General features: G+C 48.0%; 16 protein-coding genes. 7 read left to right on the top strand and 9 right to left on the bottom strand.

Features of this window, described 5'->3' with window-relative positions:
• From ACZ5NB_RS02250 to ACZ5NB_RS02230, 5 genes are read right to left on the bottom strand one after another with little or no spacing between them, the layout of a single operon-like run.
• Complete coding sequence (locus ACZ5NB_RS02250; RefSeq protein ID WP_460231226.1) at positions 1 to 2,187, bottom strand: type IV pilus secretin PilQ; 2,187 nt, start codon at positions 2,185 to 2,187, stop codon at positions 1 to 3.
• 6 nt (positions 2,188 to 2,193) lie between these two features.
• Positions 2,194 to 2,664 carry a pilus assembly protein PilP gene (locus ACZ5NB_RS02245; RefSeq protein ID WP_464107824.1) on the bottom strand — a complete coding sequence of 157 codons (471 nt, stop codon included), beginning with the start codon at positions 2,662 to 2,664 and terminating at the stop codon, positions 2,194 to 2,196.
• A gap of 56 nt (positions 2,665 to 2,720) precedes the next feature.
• On the bottom strand, positions 2,721 to 3,326 hold the full coding sequence (locus ACZ5NB_RS02240; protein WP_460231224.1) for a type IV pilus inner membrane component PilO: 606 nt from the start codon (positions 3,324 to 3,326) through the stop codon (positions 2,721 to 2,723).
• Positions 3,326 to 3,907, bottom strand: a complete 582-nt coding sequence (locus ACZ5NB_RS02235; RefSeq protein WP_460231223.1) for a PilN domain-containing protein — start codon at positions 3,905 to 3,907, stop codon at positions 3,326 to 3,328. Before ACZ5NB_RS02235 ends, ACZ5NB_RS02240 begins: the two co-directional genes overlap by 1 nt.
• The gene (locus tag ACZ5NB_RS02230) at positions 3,907 to 4,974 is read right to left on the bottom strand and encodes a pilus assembly protein PilM (protein WP_460231222.1); all 1,068 of its coding nucleotides are present in this window, start codon (positions 4,972 to 4,974) and stop codon (positions 3,907 to 3,909) included. The genes ACZ5NB_RS02235 and ACZ5NB_RS02230 overlap by 1 nt, the downstream gene beginning before the upstream one ends.
• 156 nt (positions 4,975 to 5,130) lie before the next feature.
• Here ACZ5NB_RS02230 and ACZ5NB_RS02225 point away from each other — a divergent pair, with 156 nt between their 5' ends.
• Positions 5,131 to 7,953: a penicillin-binding protein 1A gene (locus ACZ5NB_RS02225; RefSeq protein ID WP_460238581.1), complete on the top strand. Its 2,823-nt coding sequence runs from the start codon at positions 5,131 to 5,133 to the stop codon at positions 7,951 to 7,953.
• Between the two features lie 74 nt (positions 7,954 to 8,027).
• On the opposite strand, the gene ACZ5NB_RS02220 is transcribed toward ACZ5NB_RS02225, so the two are convergent.
• From ACZ5NB_RS02220 to rpmE, 3 genes are all read right to left on the bottom strand, one after another.
• Positions 8,028 to 9,272 (bottom strand): malic enzyme-like NAD(P)-binding protein, encoded by a 1,245-nt coding sequence (locus tag ACZ5NB_RS02220; RefSeq protein ID WP_460238582.1) that lies wholly within the window; start codon positions 9,270 to 9,272, stop codon positions 8,028 to 8,030.
• Between the two features lie 71 nt (positions 9,273 to 9,343).
• Positions 9,344 to 10,150 (bottom strand): thermonuclease family protein, encoded by an 807-nt coding sequence (locus ACZ5NB_RS02215; protein ID WP_460238583.1) that lies wholly within the window; start codon positions 10,148 to 10,150, stop codon positions 9,344 to 9,346.
• Between the two features lie 14 nt (positions 10,151 to 10,164).
• Positions 10,165 to 10,425 (bottom strand): 50S ribosomal protein L31, encoded by a 261-nt coding sequence (gene rpmE, locus ACZ5NB_RS02210; protein WP_460238584.1) that lies wholly within the window; start codon positions 10,423 to 10,425, stop codon positions 10,165 to 10,167.
• Positions 10,426 to 10,651: 226 nt separating this feature from the next.
• On the opposite strand from rpmE, the gene ACZ5NB_RS02205 reads away from it, so the two are divergent.
• The 5 genes from ACZ5NB_RS02205 (at position 10,652) to ACZ5NB_RS02185 (ending at position 15,989) form a co-directional block, all read left to right on the top strand.
• Positions 10,652 to 12,856 (top strand): primosomal protein N', encoded by a 2,205-nt coding sequence (locus ACZ5NB_RS02205; RefSeq protein ID WP_460238585.1) that lies wholly within the window; start codon positions 10,652 to 10,654, stop codon positions 12,854 to 12,856.
• Between the two features lie 107 nt (positions 12,857 to 12,963).
• Entirely contained in the window at positions 12,964 to 13,539 is a 576-nt protein-coding gene (locus tag ACZ5NB_RS02200; protein WP_460238586.1) for an SPOR domain-containing protein, read from the top strand.
• A 106-nt stretch (positions 13,540 to 13,645) separates the two neighbouring features.
• On the top strand, positions 13,646 to 14,185 hold the full coding sequence (hslV, locus tag ACZ5NB_RS02195; protein ID WP_460231216.1) for an ATP-dependent protease subunit HslV: 540 nt from the start codon (positions 13,646 to 13,648) through the stop codon (positions 14,183 to 14,185).
• A 51-nt stretch (positions 14,186 to 14,236) separates the two neighbouring features.
• Positions 14,237 to 15,556, top strand: a complete 1,320-nt coding sequence (hslU, locus tag ACZ5NB_RS02190) for an ATP-dependent protease ATPase subunit HslU (protein WP_460238587.1) — start codon at positions 14,237 to 14,239, stop codon at positions 15,554 to 15,556.
• A gap of 40 nt (positions 15,557 to 15,596) precedes the next feature.
• The gene (locus ACZ5NB_RS02185; protein WP_460238589.1) at positions 15,597 to 15,989 is read left to right on the top strand and encodes a gamma-butyrobetaine hydroxylase family protein; all 393 of its coding nucleotides are present in this window, start codon (positions 15,597 to 15,599) and stop codon (positions 15,987 to 15,989) included.
• Here the strand turns inward: ACZ5NB_RS02185 and ACZ5NB_RS02180 are convergent.
• Positions 15,979 to 16,566, bottom strand: coding sequence for a DNA-J related domain-containing protein (locus tag ACZ5NB_RS02180; RefSeq protein WP_460238590.1), 588 nt, complete (start codon positions 16,564 to 16,566; stop codon positions 15,979 to 15,981). The two genes, ACZ5NB_RS02185 and ACZ5NB_RS02180, sit on opposite strands and share 11 nt — an antisense overlap.
• A 232-nt stretch (positions 16,567 to 16,798) precedes the next feature.
• Here ACZ5NB_RS02180 and ACZ5NB_RS02175 point away from each other — a divergent pair, with 232 nt between their 5' ends.
• Entirely contained in the window at positions 16,799 to 19,576 is a 2,778-nt protein-coding gene (locus ACZ5NB_RS02175; RefSeq protein ID WP_464107823.1) for an EAL domain-containing protein, read from the top strand.
• Positions 19,577 to 19,655 lie beyond the last annotated feature (79 nt).

The raw sequence follows: 19,655 nt of genomic DNA, 5'->3' as shown, positions 1-19,655 counted from the left end.
TTATTGAACGAGTGTCTCAGCCATAATGCGAGGAGTGATAAATATCAGCAATTCGCGCTTTTGCTCTCGCTTGACGTCTTGGCGGAACATGCGACCTAAATATGGAATGTCACCCAAAAACGGTACCTTGTTGACACCCTGAGACTGCTCTGTTTGATATATACCACCTAAAACTACGGTTTCGCCGTTAGCGACCAACACCTGGGTTTCAATTTGAGTGATATCAATAGTCGGGATACCACTAGCCAAATCAATTTCACCCACTGAGTCTTGGGAAATATCTAAATCCATAATGATATTGTTATCTGGGGTTATTTGGGGCGTCACATTGAGCTTTAACACAGCCTCTTTAAATGAGGTTGAGGTTGCACCACTCGCAGAGGCTTCTTGATAAGGGATTTCAGTACCACTAACAATTTCCGCTTCTTGCTTATCTCCGGTAATGACCTTAGGCTGAGAAACGATCTCGGCATTACCAGTATTTTCTAGCGCCGACAATTCCAGATCGAGAAGCAAAGCATCCTCACGAAGCACCCTGAAAGCAAATGAGCCCGCAGGATTTACCACACCCAGATCCACGACCAAATCCTCAACGATATCTGTGGTCCCGCCATTAAAAAATTCCGAAGGCGCACCGGGATCTGAGTCCAGGGCTTCATGACTACCAGCGAAAGCAACATGATTACCGTCACTACCTTCGTTATAACCAACCCCGCCCCATCTAACACCTAGCTCTTCGCGAAAGTCTGTGTTTGCGATAACAATTCGGGCCTCAATCATCACTTGGCTAACCGGAATATCAATTTGCTCAACCAGCTCTCTAAAATTGTTTATCTTGTCTTGCGTATCCGTGAGAATAATTGAATTAGTTCTCTCATCAACAATTGCCTGCCCACGCTCGGACAAAATCGAGCCAGTAGCATTGCCATCTTCACCACTACTACCGCCACCACTATCCGAGTCTTTAAACAAATTAAACAAATCAACAGCATTTGCGTAACGAATGCGTATGTATTCGGTTCGCAACGGAGCAAGCTCCTCTAACTGCTTTAAGGTTTCGAGCTCTTGACGCTCACGCTCTGCAATTTCTGCAGCAGGCGCCACCATCAACACGTTGCCAATCTGACGGCTATCTAGGCCCTTAGTCTTTAGCACCAACTCAAGAGCCTGATCCCAAGGAACATTATCCAGCCGGAGAGCGATATTTCCGGACACTGTATCACTTGTAACTAAATTCAAATCCGTGATATCGGCAATAATCTGTAACACAGAACGTATGGGGATATCCTGAAAGTTTAAGGATAATCGCTCACCTGTATATTTGAACTTTTCATTCCTTAGTTCAATTTCCTTTTGAGTAAGCGGCTTAATACTAATTACATATTCTTCATCGGTCTGATATGCCAAATAATCATACTCACCGGTTGCTTCAATGCGAATAATAGCTCCAGAGCGTTCACTTTCAGCATCTACAAATTGTACCGGCGTTGCAAAGTCGATGACGTCATAGCGGTTCGCCAAATCCGAAGGCAGCTGGGCGCCATCAAAGGTTAACTCAATTGCCCCCCGAATTTGCTCCATATCAACATTAGTATTAGGGTTCGATAACGAAACAACAATTTTTCCCTCTCCGTCAGCTCCACGACGAAAGTCAATACCTGTAATACCACTGTTACTTTTCGCTTCAAAAGCAGCTTCATTGCGACGCTCCAGCCCCTGACTGGAGGAAGATCTCTGAGTAACTGCCGGTTTAGCGACGTCGGAGGATCGGGTTGAGGCCGCCACTTGAGCTTGCCCCACTTCCAAAACAAAATCATTACCTTCGGTGGACATTGTATAATTGGACAGCTCATCCAAATTCAAAATTAGTCGAGTTCTATTTTCACCACCAAGAACCATTGCGCTTTGGGCGTTCGGCATTGAAAGGCTGTGTCGTTTTTCTTTTAACGCACTTTCAGCGCCAGGAAAATCGACAACAATTCTCGCAGGCTGCTCAATGGAATAATGCTCCACCTCCGGAGGCTCATCACTAAAAGTTAAGCGGACTTCAAAGCGGTCTCCAGGTAAAGCTGCAAAGCTGATATCATTGATGGCGTTTGAATAAACGGCAACGGCCCCAAATAAACCAAGCAACAGCACAAAGCTTTTTAGGAAGGCTTTATTTTTAATAAAGTATTTGGTCAACATAACCGCTTATTCCTTTTCTTTCAGTTGCAATGACCGAGGACGCTCAACCCAGCCGTCTAAGCCATCGGTAACAATTTCGATAATATCGATCTTGGTGTTTGAAGACGCCACAATACGCCCATGGTTTTTCCCAAGATAGTTGCCGTTTTTAACCATATGAATTTGACCTTCACCGTCATCCACGAGAGCCCAGAGGGTCTTATCCTTCTCGATCGTCCCCACCATCGAGAGCGATGCGAAATTGTAGTTCTCGAGCAATTCTTTAGGGCGATTAAAATCAGGCTTTACGTTGTCACTAGATCCCACGATAATATTTTTCTGCTCTTCAACGATTTGCTCAAAGGGGTTGCGCAACCGAGCAGCACTATAGGTAAAAGCCTGATACGGCGTAAAAGTGGGCATTGGCTCGATTTGCCCTTTAGGTCGCCGTTTAGTTTCATTAATAAAATCGGTGAGGTCTTGATTATCCCCCCCCATACAACCCACCAACGAAAGTGATAGGCCGATGATAAGAATGCGCCGCCACCTCATAGTTATTCGTCCTGACTTTTATATCGATAAGTTTTCGCAAGGATTGTCATATCCAAGCCACGCCCGGAGCTAGAGCCACTAATAGTGAAATCATGTAAGGTAACGATTCTTGGCATTCCAGCGATAGCACTAACAAAACTGCCTAAATCGTGATAGCTTCCTTGTACTTTCACTTCAATAGGAAGCTCAACATAGAATTCTGCAGCTCTTTCAGACTTAAACGTGGTGCTATTTAAATTTAGACCTGTAGCCTCACCACGCTCTTCAATGTCTTCGAGTAAGCCGGGAACTTCCGTATCACTTGGAAGCTGGGAAACCAAGCCTTTAAAAGCTTCCTCCATTGCAACCATCTGCTTTCGATAATCATCCAGATTTGAAGCCTCAAAGGCTTTTTTCTCAAAAGTACTACGTAATTGAGACTCTTTATTTTCTGCAGACTGCAGCTTGTCATTCATATCTTTTACAAACATGAAATAAGCGCCTGCGATCAGAACCACGAACGCTGCGACCCAGATCGCAGCCCGAACTGCAATCGGCCAGACGCCAATACGCTCTACGTCGCCAAGATCAATATTTTGAATTTCTTCGAGAGTATCTTTCCAAGCCATTAGCCATTACCCTCTTCGTCTTCACCTTCTTTTCGCGGTGATGTAGTATTTACGGTCATGGTAAATCGTTGAATTGTCGAGCCCGAGTCTGCGCCTGACGCTTCATCAATCTTCGACATATTTGCACCGTTGAACCAATCTGAGTTTTCCAAGTTCCTCATTAGCGAAGATATTCGATTAAGAGACTCTGCTGCCCCCTCAATACTAAGCTTATTCTTGCCCCTAGACAGTTTCGTCAGATACACACCCTCGGGTACTGCACGAACCAATTCATCAAAGTAACGAACAATAACGGGACGAGTGCCTTGAAGATCTTGAATTACCTTCATTCGCTCCAGAAGCTCTGCACGGCGCTTTTTCAGCTCCTGAATTTCTGCCACCTGCTTCTGCAACGCATCAATCTCCGATTGCAACATTTTGTTGCGACTATTCTGGTTATCGATGGTGCCTTGCACCGCACTTATCCAAACGTAGGCACAAAGCACACCAAGGATTGCAAAGCCACCCAGCACGGTGAAAAATTCTTTTTTCTTCTCCTGGCGCTTTGCGTCGCGCCAAGGGAGGAGGTTGATATTCGCCATTATTCAAAACTCCTCATCGCCAGGCCGGTTGCAATCATCAAAGCCGGCGCGTCATTGGCAAGCGCTACAGTGTTTACTTTGGGAGCAACAGACATATTCGCGAAGGGGTTAGCAACAACGGTTTGCGTTCCTAATTTTTCTTCAATTAGGTCTGACAAACCTTCCAGCGAAGCAACGCCACCAGCCAAGACGATATGATCCACATCATTGTACTGGCTCGACGAAAAGAAAAATTGCAATGAGCGAGTAACCTGCTGCACTACAGCATCTTTAAACGGCTCTAACACCTCACTCTCGTAGTCATCTGGGAGACCGCCTTGCTTCTTCGCCAAACCCGCCTCTTCGGCAGACAGCCCATAGCGACGCTGAATTTCCTCGGTTAATTGTCGACCACCAAACAGCTGTTCTCGGGTGTAAATAGTCTTACCATTTACCAACACACTGAGTGTGGTCATGGTCGAGCCGACATCCACGATAGCGACCACCTGATCTTCTTGCTCTTCAAGCTGCTCTTCAATTAGCTGATATGCGCGCTCCATGGTATACGCTTCAACATCTACGATTTCCGGATTCAGACCTGCGGCCTCGATAACTTCAACCCGCAAATCCACGTTTTCACGACGACACGCAGCAAGCAGCACATCGACTTGGTCCGGATTGCGCTCAGAAACACCCTGAACCTCAAAATCAATTGCAACCTCTTCAAGCGGATATGGAATGTATTGATCCGCCTCCATACTAATCATGGTCTCCATGGCGTCATCGCTGAGCCCGCCCTGCATTTCGATTAGCTTGGTAATAACAGCAGAACCCGCAACCGCAACCGCGACGGATTTATTTTTCGATTTTGCTGTCTGAGCCACCGTGCGCACGATATCGGAGACTGCTTCGACATCATTAATGTTCTTTTCAACAACGGAATTAGGTGGGAGAGGCTTAACCGCGTAGCTTTCCACACGGAAGCGGTCACCTTGGCGGCTAAGCTCCAGCAATTTGACGGATGTCGAGCTAATATCGATCCCGATGACCGGCTTGGTCTTTTGATCTAAGAAGTCAAAGATTCCCATTTTTCTATCTATTTCCGAGACTTATACGTGATTGATGTTATAGCACTTTAAGTAGGGTAGGCAACAGGGATATGAATAGGTAATCCGCCGAAAAGCCCGTATAATGAACCGATCATCCCAGGAAAATCAGCTAACCCCTTAATTTAATTAGATAAAATGCCAATTAACCGCTCGTCCTTATCAATCGTCCTTCTAGTACTTTTGACTGGTGTCTGTGGGGCCGTCGCAGGTTGGACAGCCCTCTACTTATACCTTAGCCCGAATTTACCGGCCGTGGAGTCAATAAGGGAAATCAAATTCCAAACACCGCTGAGAATATACTCAGCAGACGATCATTTAATCGGTGAGTTTGGCGAGATCCGACGCATCCCTGTCAGCTATGAACAGACTCCGGCTCTACTCATTAAAGCGTTTCTTGCAGCTGAGGACGACCGCTTTTACAGTCATAATGGGGTCGACGTCAGAGGGATACTGAGAGCTGTTTCACGTTTACTGCAAACAGGGGAAAAACAAGGCGGTGGCAGCACAATTACCATGCAGGTCGCGAAAAACTCTTTTCCAATCAACGATGGCTCTTTTATTTACAAAGCGAAGCAGATCATTCTCGCGACAAAAATCGAGAAAGAACTCAGCAAAAACGAAATCCTAGAGATCTACCTAAACCAAAACTTTTTAGGCTACCGAGCTGAGGGTATTGGCGCAGCCGCGCAAGTCTACTACGGCAAAAGTATCGATCAGCTGACCCTCGCGCAGTGGGCAATGATCGCTGGACTTCCCAAGGCCCCCTCGACCTTGAACCCCCTGGTTAACCCCGAGCGAGCCAAAGAGCGTAGAGACTGGATTCTGGAGCGAATGTACAGTCTCGAATATGTTTCAGAAGAAGACTTCCGTGAAGCGGTATCCACACCGCTCACAGCCAGTTACCACGGCCAGCAAATAGACCTTAGCGCACCTTACGTTGCAGAGATGGTGCGCGCGGAAATGCTCACACTCTATGGTGACGCCGCTTACAGCGAAGGGTTTAAAGTCGTCACTAGCGTCGACAGCCATCTGCAAAAAGTTGCACAGCAAGCGGTTATAAAAGGCCTGCTTGATTACACACAACGACACGGATATCACGGCCCGGAAAAAAAGTTTGAAACATCATTGTTTGACGTCGAAGAGGCCAAATCACTGATCGACGCTAACGAGCCTGCAAGTGACAATCCCACAACCTCAGCGTTTGAGTTATACGCAATTCACGCGACCCTTCCACAACCTCAAGCCTCACTAGAACCAAACAACAACGAAACACCGGAGGCAAGCGAAACACCTGAGACTGAAGCCGAAGCAGAAGGGCTTGGCGAGATTACCGAATACATTGACCTTGCTCCATGGCGCAAAGAACTCACCGACACGCCTAGCTTTGGAGGCCTAGCCCCCGCCATCGTCATCGACGCTCGTGAGCGGCACATCGAAATCCTCGTTAAGGGTGCCGGTGTCATGACACTCCCCTGGGAGAACGGGCCTTCAAGTGCGCGCCCTTATATCTCTGAAGACCGTCGAGGGCCAAAACCCAAAGTCGCGACAGACGTTATCAATCGGGGCGACCTTATTCGAGTATATTTCGATAGCGAAGACGAACCTTACCTAGCGCAAATCCCCAAAGCTCAAGCGTCGCTGGTCTCCCTAGACCCAAATAACGGTGCCATACGCGCTTTAGTCGGCGGCTTCGACTTTAGCTATAGTAATTACAACCGCGCCACACAGGCTAACCGTCAGCCCGGCTCTAATTTCAAACCATTTATCTACGCCGCAGCGTTAGAAAATGGCTTTACAGCGGCCACCGTGGTGAATGACGCCCCCATTATTAAATTTGATAGCACGCTTGAAAAAGCCTGGCGCCCTGAAAATTCAGGCGGCAAATTTAGTGGCCCTATTCGCCTGCGAGAAGGGCTTTATCGCTCGAAGAATTATGTCGCCATTCGCGTGCTAGATTCCCTCGGTTTTACGCAAACCATTCGCGGCATGGACCGCTTCGGTTTTGACAAATCCGAGTTACCACGAGATTTAACACTCGCGCTAGGCAGCCATGTGCTAACCCCACTCCAAGTCGCTCGCGGCTATACAGTATTCGCCAACGGTGGCTACAAGGTAGAGCCCTATTTTATTGAAAAGATTTTTGACTCAGAAGACAATCTGCTCTTTGAAGCCACCCCTATTACTGTGTGCAAAAACTGCAACAAGGAAGACAAAGCGCTAGCTGACGAAACACTGGAAAACACAAACCAAAGCACCGATGCAAACACCGAGCTAGCAGAAAATATCGAATCACCGCAAACAATTGATTCGCAAATGGTTAGTGATGAAGAGCTACTCGAAGCAGAACTAGAAGCAGAGATTGCAAACATGCTCAATGCAGAAGGACAGCTGATAGCGGGGGAAAAATCAGAAGATACCCACCAGGAACATCTAAAACAGAAGCAACTGCCGATTGCCGAACTGGTTATGGATCCACGTGTTGCCTACATCATGGACGACATATTGAAAGATGTTATTAAACGTGGCACAGGTACCAAAGCGCGCTCCCTACAACGCCCAGATATCGCTGGAAAAACTGGCACCGTCGGATCAGACATCAACAACTTTGATGCCTGGTTTTCAGGGTACAATCAAAAAATAGTCACTACCGCTTGGATAGGCTTTGATCAAAATTTACCTCTCGGTAAAGGCGAATACGGCTCGTCCGCCGCCCTACCCATTTGGATGACATTCATGCGTGAAGCGTTAAAAGATATTCCCATTGAAACTCGTGAGCAACCACCCGGTTTAGTCACCGTACGCATTAACGCGAAAACCGGTAAACGTGCTCAGCCAAATGACCCGGATGCAACCTTTGAAATATTCCGCGAAGAAAACGTACCCGAATTAGAGCCCATAAGCGACGTGTTTGTACCGGCAGATAGCACCGGTGAGGTACACCCCGACGAATTATTTTGATTTAAATAGGACGCATTAAAAAAGCCCAGCCTGTTAAAACCAACGCTGGGCTTTTTAATGCCTTTTTGAAACCGCTAAAGCGGATAATGTTCCGGGTAATCCATTCGCGCCGCATCCGACTCTATTGCTGCAGCAGCAACCGCAGCAGCGACATTGGATAGCAAACGGGGGTCTGTTGGTTTCGGCAAGATATAATCAGGCCCAAAACTAAACGTAACACCACCGTACGCCGCGCTCACGGCCTCAGACACAGGTTCTTTTGCAAGCGAGCGGATCGCTTCCACTGCTGCCAATTTCATTTGGCTATTGATTTCCTTCGCGCGCACATCGAGCGCCCCACGAAATAAAAACGGGAAGCACAGCACATTGTTAACCTGGTTTGGATAATCGGATCGGCCAGTCGCCATAATCAAATCATCACGCACCTTATTCGCAACATCGGGAGAAATTTCCGGATCGGGATTTGAACACGCAAACACAACCGGACGCGGTGCCATTTTTTGCAACTGTTCAGCTGATAACAAATCCGGGCCAGACAAACCTAAAAACACATCGGCGCCAGTAATTGCGTCATCAAGGTCGCGCTCATTAGTCACCAATGCAAATTCGCGTTTATGTTTATTCAAATCCGTGCGCTCTGAATGGATCACACCTTTTCGGTCTAACATCGAAATATTTTCTAATTGAGCACCTGCATCAATCAGCAATTTACAGCACGCTACTGCCGCTGCACCGGCCCCCAGACAAACAATTTTTGCCTGACGCAACGACTTCCCTTGAATTTCCAGTGCGTTAAGCATGCCCGCCACCGTAACAATCGCGGTGCCATGTTGGTCATCATGAAAAATAGGTATATCGCAACGGCGAACCAGCTCTTGTTCAATTTCAAAACATTCAGGGGCTTTAATATCCTCGAGGTTGATTCCACCCCACGTCTCAGCAATACGTGCAACAGTGTCGATAAACGCTTGTGGAGACTCTGCGTTGACCTCGATATCGACTGAATTAATATTCGCAAAACGCTTGAAGAGCAGGCTCTTTCCTTCCATCACCGGCTTGCTGGCCAATGGTCCAAGGTTCCCCAAACCTAAAATAGCCGAGCCATCAGAAATAACCGCGACGGTGTTACCTTTGCCCGTATAGCGGTAGGCATCGTCAGGATTTTTGGCAATTTCACGGACAGGCTCTGCAACACCAGGACTGTAAGCCAAAGCCAAATCCAACTGGGTATCTGCGGGTTTAGTCAATTCCACACTGAGCTTTCCTGGAACGGGAAACTCGTGGTAATCCAACGCTTTTTGTTTAAAGTCTTCGCTCATCTCTATTCCGTACTACGTATAACGCGAGAAAATTCAGTCGACTGCCTCAGCTAAATATAGCTAAAAGCACATTAATTACTCTCAATCTTTGGGCATGCAGCCCAATCCAGTGCGTAAGGAGTACGCACCTGCATTAGCCAAGGTTTATAACCCCGAGCTTTGACCATTTCGTTGTCACTTCGATCAATCAGCCACCCGGAAACTGTAATATGCATTCCGACTGCAGACCTAAGCCTCTCAATGTCAAATTCGCTATGTTCAAAATAGCGCATATCACGATGCGCTACGCGCAACACCAAATCACCTTCCAGTTCGATAAAGAGATCGCCAGACTGGTCTACCTTTTGGACAACCCCGCAAACACGACGAAAAGCGGGCTCAAGATCATTTAACTGGTGTGCTGCAACCGCCTGCCAATACGGATCATTCCAGAGCCCCAAACCCGCCTTTTGCGCTTGCTTGGCTTGCGCCATGAGACAATCTGAAAAAGCTAAATCTGGAGGCACTGCCAAGGGGAACGCTAATCCCTGGCTTATTAAATGGCTTTCAAGGTTGCGGCCCGATGGGAGGGTGACATGGGCCAAGACTCTACCGTAGCGATCAGCCCGGCGAGACTCAAAAGACAAATGCACAAACTGTGTTTCCGCCAAAAAGGCCTCAACCGCTTCCCGCGATGCACGGGCTAGAGGTTGCTCTGCATTGCCATCTCTTGCTAGTTCGGGTGCATTGATTGCGATTAATCGCACCCTGCGTCCGTCCGTTAAACGGAGCGTATCACCATCATGAACAGAGGATACTTGCGTGCGCTCATGGATGGGCAACTCGGGACAATCCATTCCCCAAGTCGTTGGCGACGCAAATACTGCGTTGCCAAACAAAAAAACGCCTGAGATTAAAACCCCAGACGTTCTGTAAAGCATCTACTGGGTACTGTGAAGTCATAGCTAGCGCGACGGTTACCGAAACGCTTCTTGAAGCGGTCAATACGACCACCCGTATCCGCCACTTTCTGTTTGCCAGTGTAAAACGGATGACACTCAGAACATACGTCGATAGTAATGTCCTTCGCCAAGGTTGATTGAGTTTCAATCACGTTGCCACAACTACATTTAGCGTTCATCACGCCGTAGTTTGGATGAATTTCTGCTTGCATCGGCTTTGCCTCATCAATATCGTTCGTGCCCTGCCTCGTGCGCGGGCAACTGCGAGTAGCCACAGATAAATAACTGCAGCCACCTTAAAAATTAAGACGGCGCATACTACCAGAATGCAAGCGCAAGGCAAGCGATCTCCGCGAATTGGCGGTTAAATTTTCACCCTTTGAGGGAAGTCTGCGAGAATGGCTTCCGTATCCGAAGAAAGTAGGCCGATAATAGAGAATGCTCCCCACCCTCGTATTGAGTATCGCGCTCCCAACTCCATTGCGCCGCTGCTTTGACTACCTGCCTATCGAAAGTGCTGAGCTACCCGCTCCCGGTTGCAGGGTAACCGTTGAATTTGGCCGCCAGCAATTAGTCGGAATCGTCGTATCGCACAATCCTTCAAGCGACGTTCCTATAAATAAACTTAAGCCAATTCAACGGGTTATAGATTTATCACCCTGCCTTAATGAAGAACAACTCAGCCTACTAGAATGGGCCGCAAAATATTACCAAGCCCCTATTGGCGAAGCGATTACTGCTGCACTACCCAGCCTATTGCGCCAAGGTGAACCGGCGCAACTAGCGCCACAATTCGCTTGGCACCTAACCCGAGAAGGGCTGGGACTGCCCGCTCAATCACTTTCTAGAGCGCAGAAGCAGCGCCAAGCGCTCGACGCCTTATTAACGCACAAGCACATTGCCCCCGCCCAGCTTGCCGCTTTAGGCCTCACCACCCCACCTTTCAAAGAGCTTGAGAAAAAGGGCTTAGCAGAACTGGTAGAGCTTGATGAAACGCCAGAAAATGCCCCACAACCTCTATTGGCCGAGAAGCCGTTGCAGCTCAACGAAGAGCAATCCATCGCTTTGCAGCAGATTTCACTCTCCCAATACCATTGCTACTTGCTAGAAGGCGCCACAGGAAGCGGTAAAACCGAAGTCTACCTTCAGGCAATTACCAAAGCGCTAGAAGCCGGAAAAGGTGCGCTAGTATTAGTGCCAGAAATTGGCCTCACACCGCAGCTCGTTGGCCGCTTTAAACGACGCTTTAACGTAGACATTGCCTCTCTTCATTCTGGCCTATCAGACAAAGAGCGGACACAAGGTTGGATTCAAGCGAAAGAGGGCAAGGCACGCATTGTTATTGGTACCCGCTCCGCGATATTCACGCCCATACCCAACCTTGGGTTGATCGTCATTGATGAAGAGCACGACCTGTCTTTCAAACAGCAAGATGGGTTTCGTTACTCCGCGCGAGATCTCGCCGTACTGCGCGCAAACAGGCTCGGTATTCCCCTGCTCATGGGCTCAGCCACACCCGGCTTGGAAACACTCTACAACGCCATTCAAAACCGCTACCAGCACCTGCGCCTAACCCGTCGCGCGGGAGATGCCAAACCTCCGACAACTGAGCTAATCGATATCCGCGGGCAACAGCTTTACGAAGGGTTTTCGAGTGAGCTACTGCAACGTATTGAAACCACGCTGGCAAAAAGCGAGCAGGCGCTGGTTTTCATTAACCGCCGCGGTTTTGCACCCGCTATGCTGTGCCACGATTGCGGGTGGATAGCAGAGTGCAGTAACTGTGCGGCCAAAATGACGGTGCATCGCCATCCCCCACACTTGCATTGCCATCACTGCGATCAGCAGCGTCCCACGCCTCGGCAATGCCCAGAGTGCCGCAGCCAAGACTTGGTTAACCTCGGCATTGGGACTGAGCGGACCGAGCACAACCTCAAAGAACTATTCCCCACCACACCCGTCATCCGAATTGACCGTGATACTACTCGCCGCAAAAACGCCATGGAAGATTTGCTCGCCGAAGTAAAGCCGGGAACACCCTGTATTCTTGTAGGCACCCAGATGCTGGCAAAAGGACATCACTTTCCCGATGTCACTCTGGTCGCCATTCTTGATATCGACAGCGGGTTATTCAGTGCCGATTTTCGCGCTCCCGAACGCATGGGACAATTGCTCATTCAAGTCGCGGGCCGCGCTGGTAGAGAGCAAAAGCCAGGCAATGTGGTGATCCAGAGTCATCACTGCGACCACCCCAGCATCCAGAGCCTAATCAAGGAGGGCTACCACCGCTACGCACGCCGATTACTGCGTGAAAGGCAGCTAGCAGGACTGCCACCCTACCAATACATGGCATTATTCCGCGCCGAGTCAAAGCGACCTGCCAATGCGTTGGAGTTTTTGCACCTCACAAAAAACTTGTTACGGCAAACGGTCGCGGCCAGCCCAACTATGCAATACATTGGCCCCCTACCTGCGTTTATGGAACGCAAGCAAGATCGCTATTGCTTCCAGCTTCAGGTCATCGCGGCAGACCGTCAACAATTGCAACAGCTGTTAACTAGCGTGTGTTTAGCGTTGGATAGTCACGCACTTAGCCGCCGTACACGGTGGTCAATTGATGTCGACCCACAAGACATGAGCTAGCACCAGAGTCGCTCAAAAGCCCGAAATTCAGTGGTCGCGTAGACTTAACCAGAGCTTCCCAATACAATCCGCTGCACGTTTTGCCAGACACTGTCGTTGGATATTTTATGAGCCGTGATTACAAACGCCGCAACAACTCATCCACTCATCGCGAGTCGAGGATTCCTGGTTGGGTATGGCTATTTACCGGTTCGATCCTCGGTGCGTTTGTGATGTTTTTGTTCTACCTGAAAGATATTCCTAAACAACCTGCCACATTAATGACCGAATTTAACGGTAACGACACCAACAAAAGCGCAGCACCCAAAATAGACGAAACCAAAGATGAAGACGGCGTCACCAAACCACGCTTCGTCTTTTACGAGCTACTCAAAGAAAACGAAGTCGTTGTGGATACCACGCCCATCGACATGCCGGAAGCGAACGAAGTCAAAGAAGACATTGAGTACATGCTACAAGCCGGATCATTTCGTAACGCTGCCGACGCTGATCGCTTGCGCGCGCAACTCATTCTGCAAAACCTCAATGCGACGGTTGAAAAGAAGCTTGTCCGCGACCAGCCCTGGCATCGCGTAATGGTCGGCCCATTCAAGACCCGCGCCCAGGCCTCCAAAGCCCGCGGCACTCTGGCAAGCATGGATATCGATAGCATTATGAGCAAACAAACTGTCGGTGGCGGCTAGCCAGCAACTCAATTACGCCGTTGAATTCTGAACGACCGCCCCCATCTTGGCTAGTTCAGCCTCCTGCACTCAGCATTTGATCAAATCTAGATAATAAGGATTCACCGTGGAGCAATACCGAGGTACCACTATTCTTTCCGTTCGCCGCGGCAACAGCGTTGTTATCGGCGGCGATGGTCAAGTATCACTTGGCAACACCATTATGAAAGGCAACGCCCGCAAGGTGCGACGTCTCTACAAAGACCAAGTCATCGCCGGCTTTGCCGGTGGCACCGCCGATGCCTTCACCCTCTTCGAACGGTTTGAAGCCAAATTAGAAGCTCACGGAGGTCAACTCACCCGCGCCGCTGTCGAACTTGCCAAAGACTGGCGAACTGATCGTGCCTTGCGCCGCCTTGAAGCCCTACTCGCGGTTGCCGACAAAGAGGCGAGCCTAATCGTCACTGGAAATGGTGACGTCATCCAACCCGAGCAAGACCTCATCGCCATTGGCTCTGGCGGCCCTTTTGCACAATCGGCCGCGCGCGCGCTATTAGAAAATACGGATCTCAGTCCCCGTGACATCGTCGAAAAAGGCTTAGGTATTGCAGGCGATATTTGCGTCTACACCAACCACAACTTCACCATCGAAGAACTCAATTTTTAAGCTCGCTAGGCAAAATACGCTAAGCGAGCCAATCAAACGGTTAATTGTTTTATGTCAGATATTACTCCCCGCGAAATTGTCCACGAGCTAGACAAACACATTGTCGGCCAACAAAGCGCAAAGCGTGCGGTCGCGATTGCACTGCGCAACCGCTGGCGACGCATGCAACTCGACGAAGCCATGCGCGATGAAATCACGCCAAAAAATATTTTGATGATTGGCCCAACCGGGGTCGGAAAAACAGAAATTGCAAGACGTCTCGCCAAACTTGCAAATGCACCATTCATTAAAGTAGAAGCCACTAAATTTACCGAAGTAGGATACGTTGGCCGCGATGTAGAATCGATTATCCGCGACTTGGTAGAAACCTCCATCAAACAACACCGCGGAAGCGCAATGGAGAAAGTGCGCTTCCGGGCAGAAAATGCAGCAGAAGAACGTATTTTAGATGCACTCCTGACACCCGCCCGTGGCGAAGAACCCGACAACAACGAATCGTCAACGCGCCAACTATTTCGCAAGAAATTACGCGAAGGCGAACTAAACGAAAAAGAAATTGAAATCGATATGGCTACAACACCGGTAGGCGTGGAAATAATGGCACCCCCCGGCATGGAAGACATGACCAGCCAACTGCAAAATATGTTTTCCTCTATGTCATCAGGTAAAACTAAAATGGTGAAAACCACCGTTAAAGATGCCTTAAAAAAAATCACTGAAGAAGAAGCGCAAAAACTCATTAATGAAGACGAAACCAAGGCCCAAGCCATTGAAGCCGCCGAGCAGAACGGCATCGTCTTTATTGATGAGATTGACAAGGTAGCAAAACGTGGCGATTCAGGTTCAGGGGGAGACGTATCACGCGAAGGTGTCCAGCGTGACTTACTGCCTTTAATCGAAGGGTGTACAGTCAGCACCAAACACGGCATGATCAAAACCGATCATATTTTATTTGTGGCTTCAGGTGCATTCCACCTTAGCAAACCATCTGATTTAATTCCCGAGCTCCAAGGGCGTTTGCCGATCCGAGTTGAACTCGAAGCATTAACGCCGGACGACTTCGAGCGCATTTTGACGGAGCCCGATGCCTCACTCACCGAGCAACATCAAGCGCTTCTAAAAACCGAAGGCATCGAACTCGACTTCACAAAAGACGGCATTCGACGCATCGCGGAAACTGCTTACCAGGTAAACGAGACCACGGAAAACATTGGCGCCCGCCGCCTACATACGGTACTGGAAAAACTGTTAGAGGATGTGTCGTTTAGTTGTGGCGATGACACAACATCATTAGAAGTGAACGCCGAATACGTCGACAAACATCTTGGCGCTCTCGCCAGCAACGAAGACCTCAGCCGCTTCATTTTATAAATCGCAACCAATAACTGAGAGCTACACGCAAGGTAAATCAGTGGATATTCCGCAACGCATAAAACTCCACAAGAAATCCAAACGGCTCGAACTGGTGTTCGGTCATAGCGAGTACATGCTCGACGCGGAATATCTACGCGTATACTCTCCATCAGCTGAAGTAAAAGGTCACGGCCCCGGGCAAGAAGTGTTGCAACACGGCAAGATGGACGTCGCTATAGAGAAAGTCGAACCGGTTGGTAATTACGCGCTGAGGATTGTGTTTGATGATGGCCACGATAGCGGACTCTATAGTTGGAACTACCTCGCCGATTTAGGACATAAAAAAGACGCCAACTGGCAAGACTACCTCCGCCGCCTCGAAGCCGCAGGTAAATCACGTGATGCCAATGTGAGTGTTGTTAATCTGATCGACCCAACACCTACCCTTTAAACTTACTCAACGCCTCATACGCCTCTCGCACCTCGCGAAAACGCTCAACATCACCACCCTTATCGGGGTGATGCGTCGCAACCAATTCTTGATAACGTCGCTTTATCTCATCCATAGAGGCATCATTGGAAACCCCCAACACATTTAAGAAGTCCGTTCGCCCATCGTAACTCGCGTACATCTCCCAAACACCTTGAAGCAATTCGCGAACATTGCCTGGCTTCATGTCTTCAAAATGACGCCAATCGCCGTAGTATTCGCGCAACAGCCTGTCGGCATCGAGGTTGGCGCTGGGTAAATTGCAGGTTTCGGCTTGCCCCAGCGGCTTCAACGCTATCGCAAGTGGTGAAATTGATAAGTAACCAACGTTATTTTCCAGCCATTGCTGTTGTAAATCATAGAGCGTATTCATCAAGACAAAATGCCGCCTAAACAATTGCAGTTCAGGATCGTCATCACTAAATGACAATACATCGTGACCAGAGAGTAGGCCTAACAGCTCGTACTCGCTGCAAGAAGACGCCTCAGCGTTCAAAAACAGTTCGCTCAAATCGCGACGCAGTGCAGCCGTTTCCATTGTGCCCTTTTGAATTAGCTTGATACCTAGCGGCAATATTACTCAACACAATCAATCGATAACGATTCAATTAATGCTTGGCGATAGTAAATAATCAATTAATAACCGAAAAGAATAGGCCATTTAACAATATAGCGTGATAGAAAACAAAAGCAGCTACACTTATGAGTGAGGAGTACTCACCTACAAAAGAGTTACGCCGATTAATGACTCAAGATATTCGCTAAACACGATGCTTCGCAAAAAAATACTGACACAGATTTTGCTAATACAGCTGCTAATACTCTGCCTATTTCTAGCAGCGTATGCTGTTATTTACTCGAGCTATAGCCGCATTGAGCTACAGACGCTCGAGACCAACCTGAGTCGCGCAAAGAGCGCTCTCAATCGCGAAATCTCCAACTTAAATAGATACAATCGAGAATGGGCCGCCAGCGGAATCATTTACTACTCCATCCGAAATACGGAAGAAAGCACTATTCGAATGCGGCGACTTATGATGAGCAGCATTGTTGGTGCCTTTGGAATCAATAAAGCCGCCATTTACGATAAAAATGGCGAGAAAGTTCAGGCAACCGAACTAGTTGACAATGGCCCCAAAGAACGTGAGATTCTAGATGACAGTCACTTCATGCGTAGCATTCAGCAAACTCCTGCGATCTTGTCCCACGAAACGCTCGAGAGCTCAATCAGCGGCTTGCACATCGCCGGAGATGATATTTTAATTCTTGCTTCACAACCCATAACGCTCGGTGGTTTCGGCCCAGGTGTTCAAGGCTCGCTAATAACCACTTCCGAGTTCGGGGAGAAAGCGATTCAGAACCTGGAAGACATTGTTCGGCAAGAGCTCGATATCCAACCACTTTTTGAATTTTCAAGCACGCAAGAAGGTGAAGACATTCTTGCAAAAACACTAAAGTCTCCCAATCAGGAGCTATACACCCCTATCGACTCAGACACCATTGGTACCTATGCATTACTGAATGATCTCAATGGCAACCCGAGCTTCATGTTATCTATCCGCTCTCCACGTGCGATCATGGCTCAAGTGAGGGACACACTGGTAACCTCCGGCATTGCCCTACTCATATCTTTCACATTGATGGCAGCATACGTTCTCTTCTTCCTCGATCGATCAATTCTAAGACGCTTAAAAATATTGGACAGCGACGTCCGCGATATCGCTAACGCCGAAAACATTCAACATCGGCTTGAAGTGTCTGGAAATGACGAGCTATCAGGGCTAACAGTTGCGTTTAATGGTTTACTTGACTCACTTGAAAAGATTCAAGACTCGCTCAAAAACGAAAAAGATAAAGCCGAGACAACGCTGGCCTCGATTGGCGACGCCGTGATTACTACCGACCTCAAAGGCAGAGTCGAATACATCAATAAAGCGGCACAAAATATAACTCGGGCATCATTAACAGAATGCCAAGGAAAAAAACTGGAAACTTTTTTTAACCCGACAGATGAACACGGCGAAACGCAACAAATTAATCTCGCGCTACGCTGCATTGAAGCACATCGCACTATTCGCGACACAGAGTACTGCAACCTCATGACGGCCAGAGGTGAAGACATTATCATCGAAAGCCTAGCCTGCCCCATTCAAGGACAAGATGGCCTTGTAAAAGGCGCAGTTGTCGTCTTTAGAGATGTCTCTCAGTCGCACCACTTACAAAAAAATCTCGTTTACCAAGCCTCTCACGACAGCCTAACAGGTTTGTTCAATCGTAGTGAATTTGAAAGACAACTAGGCATTGTGACGCAATCAGCTCACCGCAATGACCAACACTACCATTTATTATTTATCGATCTCGATCGCTTCAAAGTGGTCAACGATAGTTGCGGTCATATTGCAGGAGATCGAGTATTAAAAGAAATCGCACGAATTATGAACTCATCCATTCGCCAAAGTGATGTTATTGCGCGAATTGGTGGTGACGAATTTGCAATTATCTTAATGGACTGCAAATCTTCAGATGCCTATGACGTCGCCGAAAAGATTCGCATAGCGATCGATAACTACCGATTCACTAGCAGTGGAAAATCGTTCACATTTGGCGCCAGCATCGGCCTCCTCAACCTCAAAGATCAAAACTTTACCAGCGACACGGGTGTACTATCACTCGCAGACAAAGCCTGCATGGCAGCTAAAAATGCTGGCAGAAACCGCGTACATATATTCAAACATGAAGACGCAGAGCTTGCTGAGCAACAGAAACATACACAATGGGTTCATCGAGTCACAGACGCCTTAGAACATGATCACTTTATACTTTTCTATCAAAAAATTGTCCCTGTTCACCCCAATGCCGATCTACCTACAAGCGCAGAAGTACTCATACGCATGGAAGATACCGACGGCTCAATTATCGGACCCGGGGCCTTTTTGCCCGCAGCGGAACGTTATGGGTTGATGAAATTTGTTGATAAATGGGTTATCGAAAAATTTGCCTTGCTATCTAACTCCAACCCAGAGATATTTGAAAGCGTGGACCAATTCTCTATCAATTTATCTGGACAATCCCTAAGCGACAGTAAATTTTTAACCTATCTGTTGGAGTTTTGCGAAAACTCAAATCTCGATCCCAAACGTGTTCGGTTTGAAATCACCGAAACCGCGGCAATACACAATATCCAAAACGCACAACACTTTATCCAACGACTCAAATCTATCGGCTTCACCTTCGCACTGGATGACTTTGGCTCTGGTATGTCTTCATTTGGATACCTTAAAAATCTTCCGATCGACTCGCTAAAAATCGATGGGGTTTTTATTCGCAACATTGATAAAGAACCAATCGATTACTCAATGGTTCGCTCAATCACTGAAATCAGTAAAGTCCTAAACATTTATACTGTTGCAGAGTTTGTCGAAAATGAAACAACGATGACACTTCTACGCGAACTTAATATTGATTATGCGCAAGGCTATCACACACATAAGCCCGAGGCGCTAAACTTGTTATTCAATCCAGCGCACCACTCCAGCGCCGCATCCTAGACAATCTTCGCTTCACTCATCCGCCATGGTGTAGCGCTACAATTTAGTAGATAATCGCGTTTACTTTAGGGAACTAGAG

It is taken from the genome of Aurantivibrio plasticivorans, assembly GCF_055392955.1.
The sequence above is the reverse complement of the archived record's forward strand: the minus strand, read 5'-3'. Positions and strand labels throughout refer to the sequence as shown.

Coding starts and splice junctions, on each gene's coding strand:
- ACZ5NB_RS02240 (WP_460231224.1), bottom strand. CDS start 3,326: ATGGCTTGGAAAGATACTCTCGAAGAAATTCAAAATATTGATCTTGGC.
- ACZ5NB_RS02175 (WP_464107823.1), top strand. CDS start 16,799: ATGCTTCGCAAAAAAATACTGACACAGATTTTGCTAATACAGCTGCTA.
- ACZ5NB_RS02245 (WP_464107824.1), bottom strand. CDS start 2,664: ATGGGGGGGGATAATCAAGACCTCACCGATTTTATTAATGAAACTAAA.
- ACZ5NB_RS02250 (WP_460231226.1), bottom strand. CDS start 2,187: ATGTTGACCAAATACTTTATTAAAAATAAAGCCTTCCTAAAAAGCTTT.
- hslU (WP_460238587.1), top strand. CDS start 14,237: ATGTCAGATATTACTCCCCGCGAAATTGTCCACGAGCTAGACAAACAC.
- ACZ5NB_RS02205 (WP_460238585.1), top strand. CDS start 10,652: ATGCTCCCCACCCTCGTATTGAGTATCGCGCTCCCAACTCCATTGCGC.
- rpmE (WP_460238584.1), bottom strand. CDS start 10,425: ATGCAAGCAGAAATTCATCCAAACTACGGCGTGATGAACGCTAAATGT.
- ACZ5NB_RS02225 (WP_460238581.1), top strand. CDS start 5,131: ATGCCAATTAACCGCTCGTCCTTATCAATCGTCCTTCTAGTACTTTTG.
- ACZ5NB_RS02220 (WP_460238582.1), bottom strand. CDS start 9,272: ATGAGCGAAGACTTTAAACAAAAAGCGTTGGATTACCACGAGTTTCCC.
- ACZ5NB_RS02180 (WP_460238590.1), bottom strand. CDS start 16,566: ATGGAAACGGCTGCACTGCGTCGCGATTTGAGCGAACTGTTTTTGAAC.
- ACZ5NB_RS02235 (WP_460231223.1), bottom strand. CDS start 3,907: ATGGCGAATATCAACCTCCTCCCTTGGCGCGACGCAAAGCGCCAGGAG.
- ACZ5NB_RS02230 (WP_460231222.1), bottom strand. CDS start 4,974: ATGGGAATCTTTGACTTCTTAGATCAAAAGACCAAGCCGGTCATCGGG.
- ACZ5NB_RS02200 (WP_460238586.1), top strand. CDS start 12,964: ATGAGCCGTGATTACAAACGCCGCAACAACTCATCCACTCATCGCGAG.